General features: G+C 61.1%; 11 protein-coding genes. 10 read left to right on the top strand and 1 reads right to left on the bottom strand.

What is annotated here, in order from left to right; genetic code table 11:
- The first annotated feature begins 65 nt into the window (after nt 1-65).
- The 10 genes from ACDK93_RS02840 to ACDK93_RS02885 all read left to right on the top strand — a co-directional run bounded on the left by ACDK93_RS02840 (nt 66) and on the right by ACDK93_RS02885 (nt 11,447).
- Nucleotides 66-1,175 (top strand): polysaccharide deacetylase family protein, encoded by a 1,110-nt coding sequence (locus tag ACDK93_RS02840; RefSeq protein WP_458071077.1) that lies wholly within the window; start codon nt 66-68, stop codon nt 1,173-1,175.
- A gap of 62 nt (nt 1,176-1,237) precedes the next feature.
- Complete coding sequence (locus ACDK93_RS02845; protein ID WP_458071078.1) at nt 1,238-2,470, top strand: O-antigen ligase family protein; 1,233 nt, start codon at nt 1,238-1,240, stop codon at nt 2,468-2,470.
- Nucleotides 2,467-4,020, top strand: a complete 1,554-nt coding sequence (locus ACDK93_RS02850; protein ID WP_458071079.1) for an oligosaccharide flippase family protein — start codon at nt 2,467-2,469, stop codon at nt 4,018-4,020. Before ACDK93_RS02845 ends, ACDK93_RS02850 begins: the two co-directional genes overlap by 4 nt.
- Nucleotides 4,017-5,387 carry a phenylacetate--CoA ligase family protein gene (locus ACDK93_RS02855; protein ID WP_458071080.1) on the top strand — a complete coding sequence of 457 codons (1,371 nt, stop codon included), beginning with the start codon at nt 4,017-4,019 and terminating at the stop codon, nt 5,385-5,387. The genes ACDK93_RS02850 and ACDK93_RS02855 overlap by 4 nt, the downstream gene beginning before the upstream one ends.
- Nucleotides 5,384-6,493: a glycosyltransferase gene (locus tag ACDK93_RS02860; RefSeq protein ID WP_458071081.1), complete on the top strand. Its 1,110-nt coding sequence runs from the start codon at nt 5,384-5,386 to the stop codon at nt 6,491-6,493. Before ACDK93_RS02855 ends, ACDK93_RS02860 begins: the two co-directional genes overlap by 4 nt.
- On the top strand, nt 6,490-7,674 hold the full coding sequence (locus ACDK93_RS02865) for a glycosyltransferase (RefSeq protein ID WP_458071082.1): 1,185 nt from the start codon (nt 6,490-6,492) through the stop codon (nt 7,672-7,674). The genes ACDK93_RS02860 and ACDK93_RS02865 overlap by 4 nt, the downstream gene beginning before the upstream one ends.
- The gene (locus tag ACDK93_RS02870; RefSeq protein ID WP_458071083.1) at nt 7,671-8,315 is read left to right on the top strand and encodes a polysaccharide deacetylase family protein; all 645 of its coding nucleotides are present in this window, start codon (nt 7,671-7,673) and stop codon (nt 8,313-8,315) included. The genes ACDK93_RS02865 and ACDK93_RS02870 overlap by 4 nt, the downstream gene beginning before the upstream one ends.
- The gene (locus ACDK93_RS02875; RefSeq protein WP_458071084.1) at nt 8,312-9,487 is read left to right on the top strand and encodes a glycosyltransferase; all 1,176 of its coding nucleotides are present in this window, start codon (nt 8,312-8,314) and stop codon (nt 9,485-9,487) included. The genes ACDK93_RS02870 and ACDK93_RS02875 overlap by 4 nt, the downstream gene beginning before the upstream one ends.
- A complete protein-coding gene (locus ACDK93_RS02880) occupies nt 9,427-10,677 on the top strand; it encodes a hypothetical protein (protein WP_458071085.1) in 1,251 nt (416 codons plus the stop codon). Before ACDK93_RS02875 ends, ACDK93_RS02880 begins: the two co-directional genes overlap by 61 nt.
- Before the next feature lie 2 nt (nt 10,678-10,679).
- Nucleotides 10,680-11,447 (top strand): glycosyltransferase family 2 protein, encoded by a 768-nt coding sequence (locus ACDK93_RS02885; RefSeq protein WP_458071086.1) that lies wholly within the window; start codon nt 10,680-10,682, stop codon nt 11,445-11,447.
- A 1-nt stretch (nt 11,448) separates the two neighbouring features.
- Here the strand turns inward: ACDK93_RS02885 and ACDK93_RS02890 are convergent, their stop codons facing one another.
- Entirely contained in the window at nt 11,449-13,245 is a 1,797-nt protein-coding gene (locus ACDK93_RS02890; protein WP_458071087.1) for a hypothetical protein, read from the bottom strand.
- Nucleotides 13,246-13,282 lie beyond the last annotated feature (37 nt).

The raw sequence follows: 13,282 nt of genomic DNA on the forward strand, positions 1-13,282 counted from the left end.
GCATCGGTCGATTTTGCCGCGCAGCAGCGACCAGGTTTTCCCGACGACTGCCAGAGGGCGGCATCTTGTTGATCACCGAAGAGAGCGGGATCGAGCGACCGGGCATTCGTACGCGGCTTGGCGAGTTCTGCTATCGCACCGGCCTGCTGAGAATCATGCAGAAAGCCCGAGCCTTGGCGCGCCAGGATTTACGCATTCTGGCGTACCACCGTGTGCTGACGGTGCCGGACACCAACGCGTTCGACTTCGATCTCGATCTGGTCAGTGCGTCCGCCGCAAAATTTCGTGAACAGATGCTACTGCTGAAGCGGCACTTTCATCCGACCGCGCTGAGCGACGTCGTCGCTGCACTGAAGTCCGGCAAGCGCCTGCCGGTCAATGCCGTCGTTATAACGTTCGACGACGGCTACGATGACAACTACAGGGTGGCCTATCCGATTCTGCGCGAGTTTGATATTCCGGCAACGTTTTTTGTCTCCACCGGACATGTCGAGAGCGGCCAGCCCTTCGCGTATGACTGGCTGGTGCACATGATTCTCGCTGCCAGGGTTCCGCGCCTGGTGCTGCCTGAGCTGGGTATCGATGTGACCATGCCATCGACGCGAACTGAACGCAGGGAACTTGCGCGTCAGGTGCTGCGCATTATGAAGAGCATCGCAGCGGCCAGTCAGTCGGCGCTGATCACCCGTCTTGAAAAGGATTGGCAGATGCCGCGCGATCGCAGTCATCCAGACTGCCGTCCAATCAGCTGGAACCAGCTGCGCGAGATGCATGCGGCGGGCTTCGAGATCGGTTCGCACGGGGTACACCACCACATGCTGGCGAAGTTGCCGTACGCGGAAATGGTGGGCGAGCTGGTGCAGTCGCGCGTCGCGATAGCGCGCGAACTCGGCATGCCTGCGCAGCTGCTGTCGTACCCGGTTGGGGGTGATCTGGCATTTGACGAACCGGTCATGGCGGCGGCCGAAGCCGCCGGATATCTCGCCGCCTGCAGCTACATCTGCGGAACCAATCCGCGGTCGGTACCCAACCGATTTGCACTCTATCGACTGCCGGTGGAACACGTCATGAGCCTCGGATGGTTTGCCGCCATGCTTACCCTGCCCGAGCTGATGGGCTATCCGACCGTGAGCCGTGCGCACGGTGCTGCAAAGGACTCCGCATGTTCACCCTGAGTCTGGTTTATCTGGCCCTGACGATCATCCGTCCACAGGATTACCTGCCGGGATTGTTTGGCGTGCCGCTGCTGCCGGTGATTTTGGCGCTCGCATTTCTGATGTGGGTCGGCTCCACCAGAAAGACTTTTGCCGCACCGCAGTTTCTGATTTTGCCGGTTTTCATGCTGGCTCTAATGATGTCGGAGGTCGCCAATGGCTGGAGCGGCGGCGCGCTGGAGCAGGCGGCGAAATTCGGACCGGGCGTCATTGCCTTCTTCGTGCTTTCCACCGCCGTCGCGACCAGCCGCAAACGCGTGGTGATCACCTTTGCGGTGTTTTCCCTGTGCGCCATGGTGCTCGCGCTGCACGGTATCGATCAGTTCAACAACGGCGTTGGATGGACGGGTATGGGCCTGTCTGAAGATCGGCGCATCCAGTACGTGGGAATTTTCAACGACCCCAATGACCTTGGCCTGCTGTTCGTCTCGACGCTGCCGATGGCGGCGTATCTCAGTTCGCGTGGGGGGCTGTTTGGGCGCGCATTCTGGCTAGCCGGCGTTGCGTTGTTGTCGTACGGTGTATATCTCACCAATTCACGCGGCGCCTTTCTGGCGGTGATGGTGATTGTCGCCGTCTATCTCCTGCTCAAGCGCGGGCTGGTGACGGCCGGCATACTCAGCAGCCTGGGCATGGCGCTGTTGCTGATGCTGCCCTCGCGTGCACAGGATATCGATCCGGATGAAGAGTCGGCCTTTGGGCGGGTCGACGCGTGGTACGAAGGCCTGCACATGTTCAGGGAGCATCCCGTATTCGGCGTGGGTGCGGGAAACTTTACCGACTACAATTATCTGACAGCGCACAATTCCTTCGTGCTTGTGCTGGCTGAAACGGGCTTGTTCGGTTACGTCACATGGCTGGCTTTTGTCGGCTATAGCTTCTGGATGATGATACGCGTGTTGCGCTACCGGCCTTCCGTTGTCACCACCGTCGCTGCAAGTGCTCATTTGGCAAATTCAGACGTGTCGGCAACCGGTCTAGCCGAAGAATGGGAGCTTGAGCGCAGCGTGGGCATGACGCTGCTGCTTTCGCTCTGCGGAATGTTTGCGGCGGCGTTTTTTCTGAGCCGCAGTTACATGATCGTCATGTATCTGCTGATTGCGGTGGTGGTGGGGTATTTCGTCGGCGCACGCAATCGTTTTCCAGAGCTTCCCGGTTTCAGCCTGCCGGTTGATGGCTGGCGCTGGCTGCCGATCGCTGCAGCATCGATCGTGTTTCTCTTCATCGTCGTTGCTGTGTTGATGCGAAGCGCATGAAAAACGATAACCGCACTCTGCGCAACGTCCTGTTCTCGTCGATCGGGACATACACGGAATACTTCCTCGGCATGTTCGCCGCCATCATCATCGCGCGCCATTTGGGTCCGACGTTTTATGGCCACTATGGGCTGTTCATCTGGTTCGCAGCAGTTGGCGTCGTCCTCACTAATTCGGGTATCACCACTGGCGTTATCAAATTCGTGGCGGAACTGCGTGGCGCCGGCAGCGAAGAGTTGATAGTGCCGCTGTTGGCCCATTTCCGTCGAGTGCAGCGCTGGCATCTCTTGCTGGTTCTTGGTGCCGGCCTTCTTCTGTTCCTGGTGGCGGCCAAACGGTATGCGGCTGATCTGAATTTTCTTGAATTCGTGCTTTTGATGTTTGCTGTCGGGATGCGCGCCCCATATATGTTCAATATCGCGATTGCCAAAGGCTTCGAGGCATTCAATGCGACAGCCAAGGTAGCGCTGATCGCAGCGCCGTTGAATCTTTTGATGGTCTTTGCCGCCATGCTGCTGCATGCGCCGATCACGTGGTTTCTGATGGTGTATGCAACATCCAGCGCGCTTTTTTTTCTTGCGTCGCGCTTTCACGTACGCCGCCTTCTTCGCCGTCTCCCGCCGTCTGGCCATTTGCAGGACCATCTAATCCAAAGGATGCGCCGTCATCTTCGCATCGTGTCTGTGACAATCATCGTAAGTTTTCTGATAGCAAGCGATGTAGAGATTCTCTTCTTGAATATTTACGCCACGCCAAAGTCGGCTGGCTATTTTAAGGTCGCATACCAGCTTGCGACGGGCATCATGTTGCTGGTTCCCGGCGTGTTCGGGGCGCTGCTCTTGCCGATGATGGCCAAGGCGCTCAGCCAGGGTCGTGGCGTCGCTGGCCGGCGTTTCGTCGATGCGACCAGCTACCTGCTGCTGCTGGCGGCGCCGGTGGTGGGTTTCGGCGTGACGTTCTCCGGCTCCGTGATCGGTCTGCTGTATGGCGGTATCTATGCAGCCGCGGCGCCGGTGTTCGCCTGGTGCCTGTTTGCCGGTGCGGTGAGCACGGTCACCCAAGGAGCGTCCAGTCTTCTGGTAAGCGCCGACCGCCAGCATACGATTTTGATCATGACAATCTTCTTTGGCGTGCTGAAATTCGCGCTCGACCTGACGCTCATCAGAGCCTTCGGCTTGCAGGGTGCCGTCACCGCCATCGTGACCGAAACCGTGGTCTCATCGGTGAGCTATCTGATAATCGGCATGCGTGTCAGCGGCGTACATCTGACGTGGAGTCGACTGTCGCGAATTGTTCTGGCGGCGGCGGCGGCGGCCTTGCTTGCTTCGAGCATCGGACGACTGCACTGGTCCCCAGTCCCCACCTTGTTGTTCGGAGGTTTGACGCTTACGGTCAGCTATCTTCTGCTGACTTTGCTGCTTGGTTGCTGGAGCACGACCGATATTGTCCAGCTGCAGCAGCTTCACCAGCGTTTTGCTGCCGGCAAGCCACTGGCGTTTGGACGTCTGTTGAGCTGGTCAAGTGCTCGCGCCTACAGGCCGTCACCATGAGCGGGTGGTACGAAGCCGCCTTTCGCCAGGTGCTCTACCCCGTCTACGAAGCCGGCCTGCGCCGCCGTCACACGCTGGCCTATCTGGCCGATTATCGTCGTGATCAGTGGCTGACGACCGAGCAAATTCTCGCGCTGCAATGGATGCGTCTGAAGGCTTTGCTGGAGCATTGCTATCGCGACGTTCCCTATTACCGCGAACAATGGCGGGAACTCGGTATCGCGCCTTCAGATATTCGCAGTCTCGACGATTACGCACGGCTGCCGGTACTGACCAAAGCCGATATCCGCCAGCATGCCGCCGCGCTGAAAGCGGGTTCGCTTCGTGACGGGATGCTTTACAAGGCAACCGGCGGTTCGACTGGCGAGCCGATGCGCTTCGGGTATACCCGCGAAAGCAACGATCGTCGCACGGCGGTGATGTGGCGTGGCTATGAGTGGGCGGGTTCGCGAATGGGACGGAGGACGCTGTTTCTCTGGGGCGGTGCGGTCGGCCAGCCTGGTCGGGTCAGGCAGTTCAAGGACCGCCTGTACAACGCCGCATTTGCGCGGCACGTACTCAACAGTTTCCAGATGACCGAGGCAAACATGGCTGACTACGCCGATGCCATCGATGCCTATCGGCCCGAGGTGATTGTGGCTTACGTCGGTCCGCTGGTGCGGCTGGCGCAGTGGCTGATCGCCACCGGCCGCAAGATCTTTCGGCCGCAGTCGATCATCGGCGCGGCCGAGGCGCTGCATGAATTTCAGCGGCAGATTCTCGAGCAGGCCTTCGGCTGTCCGGCATACAACACCTACGGCTGCCGCGAGTTCATGCTGATTGCATCGGAATGCGAACGACGCGAGGGTATGCACGTCAACGCCGACCACTTGGTCGTCGAACTGCGGAAACCCGCCGGGGCGCACGTCGCGCAAAACGCTGGCGATGTGGTCATCACGGATCTGTTCAATTACGGCATGCCGTTCGTTCGCTACGTCAATGGTGACATGGCCACTGCATCGTCAGCCGCGTGCGGATGCGGTCGCGGGCTGCCGCTGCTCGAACGCATCGATGGTCGAACGCTTGATGCGATAAGGACACCGGATGGTCACGTACTGCCTGGCGAGTTTTTCCCCCACATGCTGAAGGATGTGCCTGGCTTGATCCGTTTTCAGGTCGTTCAACGCCAGCTGGACAGGCTCGATCTGGCTATTGTGCGCGGCGCTGGATTCAACGATGCGTCGATGGCGTATATCCGCAGCGAAGTGGCCAAGGTGCTCGGTACCAGCATCGAGTTGTCCTGTCGTTTTGTCGACGATATTGCATTGACGCCCAGCGGCAAGCTGCGCGTTACGGTTTCCGAGCTGGGTCCGGCGGCAGTGCCATGAACATTACGCACGTCGTCGAAAACCTCAATCGCGGTGGCCTCGAGCGCATGGTGCTGGAGCTGGTCAAGCTGCAGCGGCAGCAGGGCCACAACTGTCAGGTCATTTGTCTGTTCGAGCGCGGGTCACTGGCGCATGAACTGGACGAGCACCACGTGCCGGTCATCGTCGGTGGCAAGCGCAAGGGTCTTGACCTGCGCGCGCTGGCCCGCGTGCGCGACGCCGTTCGTCTGCAGCGTACCGACGTGCTGCATACCCATAACGCCGTCGCGCACTACCAGAGCGTGCTGGCGACGCTGGGGCTGGGCATCAGGCATACCATCACCACCCGCCACGGCATGGGCGAGAACAGCCGCTCTCGGCGTCGCGAGTGGCTGTTCCGGCGCGCGCTGATCAACACGAAAACCGTTGTCACTGTCTGCGAGGCAGCCCGCCGTGCCGCGATTCAGCGCGGCATCGTGCCGGCGGAAAAATCAGCTGTGATCCCGAACGGCATTCGCGTTGAGGATTTCCAGATCGCCTCTTCCATTGATCGTGAGCAATGGCGGAGGACGTTGGGACTTGCCGAAAGTGCATGCGTCATCGGCACGGTGGGACGACTTAACTGGGCGAAGGGTCACGCCGGCCTGATTGACGCCTTTGGCAAGGTGCGCGAACGTCTTCCGGAGGCTGTCTTGGTACTGGTGGGCGACGGTGAGCTACGTGGCGAACTCAAACACCATGCGGTCGCCCGAGGTGTCGCCGACGGCGTGCATTTTCTCGGCGATCGCAGCGACGTGAGCGAGCTACTGCGGGGCTTTGATGTGTTTGCGCTGTCATCGCTGAGCGAGGGTTATTCGATGGCTCTGCTCGAGGCCTGCGCGGTGGCGCTGCCGATCGTGGCGACCGATGTGGGCGGCAATGGCGAAATCTTGCGCCATGACGTGACGGGTCTGCTGGTGCCGCCTGGCGATCCGGCGGCAATGGCGGATGCGTTGATCGCCATGATAGAACAACCGCAGCGCGCACGTGCGGTAGGCGATGCGGCACGCAGCTGGGTGGAAGTGGAGGGTTCACTGGCATCGATGGCGGCGCGCTACGCCGTGTTGTATGGAGCTGTTCCGGCATGAGTACGCGTCTGAAAATCCTGGTGCTGACCAACCTCTTTCCGACGCCGTGGGATCCGCTGCGCAGTGCATTCAACCTGCAGCAGTTCGAGCGCCTCGGCCTGCTGCATGACGTAGACGTACTGACCGCCGTGGATTTTCGCGAACGTCTTCGCGGCGCACGCGGCAGGGTGGACGTAGCCAATCTGAGCACCGACCATTTTACTTTCGTATATCCACCCTTAATTGGCCGTGCACTGCATGCGATGTGCTGGTTAGTCTGCCTGCTGGTGCAGCGCGGTCGTCGCCTACGTGCGAAGCGTTACGACTGCATTCTTGCCAGCTGGGGTTACCCCGACGCGGTGGCGGCCGGTTGGCTGGCGCGCATGCTCGGCGTTCCTTATGTGGTCAAGCTTCATGGCAGCGACATCAACGTGCAGGCCAGTCATACCCTCCGTCGCTGGCAGATTCGCGGCGCGCTGCAGAAGGCCGGCGCAGTGATTGCCGTGAGTCGTGCACTGGCCAGCAAGGCCATCGCAATCGGTGCGGATCGACTGCGCGTTCATACGCTTTACAACGGTGTCGACGGTGATCGTTTCAAGCCCGGTTCCCGCGCTGCTGCACGACGTCAGCTTGAACTGGCGGACGGATCGCCGCTGCTCCTGTTCGTTGGCAACCTCAAACAGACCAAGGGCTGCATGGATCTGCTGGAGGCTTTTTCAGGGCTGCTTTCGGTCCGGCCGGAAGCACGGCTTGCCTATGTCGGCAGCGGACCGTGCATGTCTGAACTTCTTGAGCGGGCGACGGTGCTCGGCTGTTCGCAGCAGGTCCAGCTGGTGGGTTCGGTGACGCACGTGGGCTTGGGCGACTGGTTCCGCGCCGCCGATGTGCTGTGCCTGCCAAGCCATAACGAGGGCGTACCCAATGTGGTGCTCGAGGCGATGTCCTGCGGCACGCCGGTAGTGGCTACGCGCGTGGGCGGGATTCCGGAGGTGGTGCCGGCGCTGGCCGGTGTCCTGGTGCTTCCACGCGACAGACCCAGCCTGCAGGCCGCACTGATCGAGGCAAGTGAACGCCAGTGGAACGCCGCAGAGATAGTCGCGCATGCAAGCCGCTTCCGTTGGGACGATAATGTGCAGCGACTTGACCGCATCCTTAGGGCGGCAGTCGAGGGGCACTCCTCCAGACTCGGCGTTAACCCATGAAGTTCAAGCCGAACAAGCAGCAACTTTTGAGTCTGTTGCCGGATGCGCTTGTGCTCACGCGCGGGCCGCGTGATGGCAATGCTCTGTATCTGAGCTTTGATGACGGTCCCGATCCCGCCTATACGCCGCGTTTGCTCGACCTCCTGGCGCAGCACAATGCCAAGGCCAGTTTTTTCCTGATAGGCAAGCAGGTGGAAAAGCATCCCGAGCTGGCTGCCCGCATCGTGGCCGAGGGCCATGCGCTGGGCAACCATTCTTACAGTCATCTTTCGGCGTTCGGCAAGACCACGCTGAAGCAGCAGCTGGCGGAGATTGATCGCACTGATGCACTGCTGGCAGCGTTCGATTATCTTGACCGGCATCGCTTCCGGCCCCCGCGTGGAAGCTTCTCGCTGTCACTGCTGATGCACTTCATGCGCCAGCGCCGGTGCGTGTTTTACTGGTCGTACGACAGCATGGACTACAAGCACTGGCCGGACGACGACGTGATCGCGCGCCTACGTGCCAAGCCACCACGCGCTGGAGATCTTGTGCTGATGCACGACGACGATGCCTGCGCGGCGCGCGTCCTGGCGATCATGCTGCCAGAGTGGAAAAGAGCCGGACGGCGGATTTGCGCACTACCGCCCGAAGTCGCATGAGGATTCTCTATCATCACCGCACCCGTGGTCGGCATGTCGAAGGCGTGCATATTCGCGGCATCGTCGACGCACTTCGCGGACTCGGGCACCAGGTCAGTGTGCTGTCCTTTCCCGGTGCCGATCCGGAGAGCGAGCATGCAGGCGGCGCGTCCAGCGGATCGGGCCGCGGCCGGCTTGCAGGCCTGGTCTCCGCGCTACCCGGCGTGCTGTTCGAGGGCATGGAGCTGGCTTATAACCTGATCACGCTGGTGCGCATGCGTACCGCGATGCGGCGGCTGCGCCCGCAGTTGATCTACGAGCGCTATTCGCTTTTTCTGTGTGCCACGGTCTGGCTCGCGCGCCGTCGGAACATCCCGGTCGTGCTGGAGATCAACGACTCTGCCCTGGTCGAGCGGGTGCGGCCGCTCTGGCTGAAGGGACCGGCGCGACGGATCGAAGGCTGGTGCCTGAAAAATGCTACCGGATTGGTCTTCATTTCCAGCTATTTCTGGAACGAGGCCAAAAGCGCCTACGGCGCGATTGCGCCCTCGGTGATTTCGCCCAACGCCGCCGATCTCGCGCGCTTCGATCCCGAGCGGTTTGATGCGGAAAGTCTTCGCGCCCAGCGCGGTCTGGCAGGACGGGTAGTGTGCGGCCACATCGGTGCGTTCGCCCACTGGCACGGCATGGATACATTCGTCGAAAAAATCGCCGCGCGTCTAGCCGAAGCGCCGCAGCTGGCACTTGTTCTTGTAGGTGACGGGGTTACTCTGCCAGCCATCCGTGAACTGGTCGCCGCGCGTGGACTCGCTGACCGGGTGCTGATGCCCGGTCGAGTCGCGCACGACGATATCGCGGGATGGATTGCCTGTATGGATTACGCCGTGCTGCCCGATTCGAACGAATACGGTTCGCCGATGAAGCTCTTCGAATTCATGGCGATGGGCGTGGCGATGATCGCTCCTGACTATGCACCCATCGCCGAGGTGGTCAGCGACGGTGAAACCGGCTGGCTGTTTCCACGCAAGCAGATCGATCGCTGCGTCGAGCGCGTGATCGATCTGGCCGTACGGACCCAGGAGCGCCAGCGCATCGGCGCAGCCGCGCATGCCTACATCGTTCGTGAACGGCAGTGGCGCAACAACGCCGAGCAGCTGTTGACTCTGCTGCCACACGTAGGAACAACCCGATGATCATCGTCATCGCATCATTGCTCATCCTGCTGCTGGCCCTGGCCGCGCTATTGCTGACCTGGGCCATTCGCGCGCGCAACATGCAGATCTGGATCGGCAGCTATCTGCGCCGACCCAGGCGAGCGGCAGTCACTGGCCCGGTCCATCTCATGTTTTGCTTCGTTGATCACTTCGAGCCGAACTGGCGACGGGTCGATCTGCCCACACAGCGCAAGCGCGTCGATCGCTGGTGTCGCGACTATCGTGCATTGGCCTCGGCCCATCGCGATGCCGACGGCCGGCCGCCGCAACACAGCTTCTTTTATCCGGAAGAGGAGTACGTCGAAGAGCATCTAACCAAACTGGCGCTGCTGTGCGCCGATGGCTATGGTGAAATCGAGATCCATCTGCATCACGACGACGACACCGCGGAAAATTTCACGGCGACGATCCGTCGCTTCAACGAGTTGCTGCATGAACGTCACGGTGCACTCGCGCGCGATCCGACCACCGGGCAACTTCGCTTCGGTTTCATTCACGGCAACTGGAGCCTTGACAATTCGCGCGCCGACGGTCGCTGGTGCGGCATCAACAACGAGCTGGTCCTGCTGCGCGAGCTTGGCTGTTATGCGGACTTCACTCTGCCGTCGGCGCCCAGTGACACGCAGACAAAAACGATCAACGCGATCTACTACGCGACCGACGATCCGCAGCGGCCGAAATCCCACAACACCGGCGAACCGGTGCGCGTTGGTGGCAAGTCCGTTGGCGATCTGATGATCGTGCAGGGGCCGCTGGGTCTGAACTGGCGCGAGCGTCGCTTCGGCCTGATTCCGCGCATCGAGAACTCCGACATCCGACGCGCCAGCCCGCCGTTACCGGCGCGAGTGGATGCGTGGGTGGACACGGGTATCCATGTCCAGGGCAAGCCGGAGTGGATATTCGTCAAGATCCACACGCACGGTACGCAGGAGCCTGACATGGACACGCTGCTGGGTGATGCCGCGCACGCCATGCACGACCATCTCGAGCAAAACTATAACGATGGGATACGACACGCTCTGCACTACGTCACTGCGCGCGAGATGTACAACATCATCAAGGCCGCCGAAGCCGGCTGCACCGGTAATCCCGGCGACTACCGCGATTACGAGCTTCCGCCGCCGCCGGGAATCGCTGCGGCGCGTGCGGCGAGAGCCGGTAAGCGCTGATCATGAGCGGTGACCTGGTCAGCGTGATCATGCCCGTGTATGACGCAGCCAGGTGGCTGCACAAGGGAGTGGATTCCGTGCTTCAGCAGACGCATCGGCAGCTGGAACTGATTGCCGTCGACGATGGATCACAGGATGAATCCCTGACGATTCTCAACGCCTATGCGCGAGCTGATCCGCGGGTGCGGGTGCTTCGGCAGCCGACAAATAGCGGCGTCGCTGCCGCACGCAATGCTGGCATCGCTGCGGCGCAAGGCGATTACATCGCCTTCCTCGACGCCGACGATTGGTGGCATACATCCAAGCTGGAAATACAGCTGGACAATATGCGCGAAACCAATACGCAGATCAGCTACACGGCGTATTTTCGCGTGTCGGAGGAGGGCCGCGTGCTGGGACGGGTAACACCGCCGGCAAAGGTGAGCTGGCGCGACATGCTTGCCAGTAACTTCATCGGCAATCTGACCGGAGTGTATGCCCGTCGACTGGGCGACGTGCCGTTCCGCCGTATCGGTCATGAGGATTACGTGTTCTGGCTGGAGCAGGTGCGTCGAGCCGGGGGTGCCACGCGCGTGGCGATCGCCGAGCCACTGGCCTGGTACCTGGTGCGCGAGACCTCGCTGTCCGCCAATAAGTTACGTGCGGCTCGCTGGCAGTGGACGATTTATCGCGAGGTGGAGAGACTGGGTCTGTTCTACACGTTGCTGTGCATGTTGCGCTACACGCGCCACGCGCTGGCCAAGCGTCGGGACTCCGTACGGCGGCCGTGAGTCACGGCGTCATGTGAGTCGATCTCCTTGGCACTGCGCCGCTCCCGGCAGGCTGGTGCAGCAGCCATTGCACGACGCCGACACCGCGATTGTTCCAGTTGAATCGGCGCGGCGTCTCGCTGTTGGCTGCACAAATCGTATTGTACGAATGTGAAAGTAGCGTCAGTCGCCGGTCGAGCGCCTGCTGCTGCACCGGGTTGCTCTCAAAGTAGCGCGCCGCAGCCACTGGCAGCATCAGTTCGACATTATGCGAGTCGCTGTACCAGCCTTCCGAATTCTGGATGGCCGTGAGCTGCCCCATGCTCGCGTGCGCCGATGACCAGTACCAGCTGATCTGCCCATCGCTACCGCTACAGCCGTTGCGCCAATCCTTTTCGTTGGAGGTGACCGACTTCGGATCGATCCATCCATGCTGTTCCAGGTAGCGGCCAAAACTCGCGATCATCGTTGCAATGCGCGGATCGCCGGTTACCAGCCATGCGTGCCAAAGACCGTCAATGATGTTTTCCGTCATCCAGGGCGACGTGCCGCGAACATCGGTTGCCGCGTTGTAACTGTCGTCTTCGTGTTTTTGCCAGCTGTTGCGCCAGGAACCGTCGTCGCCCAGTCCATCGGGATTATGTCGTTGATGTGCATAGAGCCAGCCGATGCGATCGTTGATGCGATCGAGATAGTGCTTGTCGCCGGTCAGCTCGTAGGCGCTGACGGTGGCGATGAGACCAAGACCGGCTTCGCGTTCGGTGAAGCGCTCGTTGACCTTGGCGTAGGGGCCGGCGGGAAAATTCCATCCACCGGTGTCCCATGAGCCAATCATGCGCTCGATCAGTCCGGCGTCATGATCGATGTCGTCACCGGTCAGCGCAAGCGCGAGCAGGATCGGTTCGACATAGACATATTTGGGATCGCAGACGTTGACCTCGCCGAGGCTCCAGCCGCCCCCACACAGCGGCCAGCCCGGTGCACCGACGCGGCGCAGATGGCCCATGTAGAAACGATAGCTCTCAATGGCGGACGCCAGATAATCTGCTCGTCCAGTGCGCACGTAGGCCTGGAACAGCGTGGTCGGTCGATCGAACAGCCACGACGATCCCACAGTGCGGGGGAGTCGCTGCGCCCACTTGAACTGGGTTGCCACGTAGGCATCGTAGGCAGTCGGGGATTCGGAGGCCTGCTGCGGGCCTGCAATCAACGATGCGGACATCCACTGCGGCGTCAGCAGCGCGAGCACGCCGGGAACACGTACGGCCTCGGGACTCGTTACCAGATCGTCCGCGTAGGGCCAGCCATCGGTCTGTGTGGTGATGTGCGCCGGACCGATCTCGAAACGCAGCTGGCGGCTGTCACCATTCATCGGCGTGCGAAGCTGGACGCGCACTGCGCGAATGCTGCCATCCTTGAAGTGCCAGTACAGCGAGGGCGTTACGTGCGCCGGCATGGTTCGGCCTTGCTCATCGACAATGCGCAGCGAGCCGACATCGCGCAAGACGCCCGGAGGAAAGGGGATGCCGAACGTCACCGCGACAGTCTTGCCAACTGCGCCGTGCCGTCGCAGGCTGATCGTCTGCCAGCGCGGATCGATGCCGTTTGATCCAGGCACGTTCACCGGCGTCAGGGATCTGACTTTGCCATCAGGCGTGTTGCCCGACACAGCGTGAGCGGTTGCCGAAGCAGATGCCACGGATTGCCACGCCGGTGAATGTGCGCCAGTGGAGCAGGCCGTGCCATGAAGCAGCAGAAAAGCCGCCAGCGGAATCCACGCAGGCAGCACGCATTTCGATGGGTTCCCGGTTTTATGCATCAGGGGCATCCTGCTGGCGGAAGTTCGAACGGGTATC

Source organism: Rhodanobacter sp. BL-MT-08, assembly GCF_054161255.1.

Bases quoted from the DNA above. Each gene is read 5' to 3' on its own strand.
- ACDK93_RS02850 (WP_458071079.1), top strand. From the start codon at position 2,467: ATGAAAAACGATAACCGCACTCTGCGCAACGTCCTGTTCTCGTCGATC.
- ACDK93_RS02855 (WP_458071080.1), top strand. From the start codon at position 4,017: ATGAGCGGGTGGTACGAAGCCGCCTTTCGCCAGGTGCTCTACCCCGTC.
- ACDK93_RS02860 (WP_458071081.1), top strand. From the start codon at position 5,384: ATGAACATTACGCACGTCGTCGAAAACCTCAATCGCGGTGGCCTCGAG.
- ACDK93_RS02865 (WP_458071082.1), top strand. From the start codon at position 6,490: ATGAGTACGCGTCTGAAAATCCTGGTGCTGACCAACCTCTTTCCGACG.
- ACDK93_RS02870 (WP_458071083.1), top strand. From the start codon at position 7,671: ATGAAGTTCAAGCCGAACAAGCAGCAACTTTTGAGTCTGTTGCCGGAT.
- ACDK93_RS02875 (WP_458071084.1), top strand. From the start codon at position 8,312: ATGAGGATTCTCTATCATCACCGCACCCGTGGTCGGCATGTCGAAGGC.
- ACDK93_RS02885 (WP_458071086.1), top strand. From the start codon at position 10,680: ATGAGCGGTGACCTGGTCAGCGTGATCATGCCCGTGTATGACGCAGCC.
- ACDK93_RS02890 (WP_458071087.1), bottom strand. From the start codon at position 13,245: ATGCATAAAACCGGGAACCCATCGAAATGCGTGCTGCCTGCGTGGATT.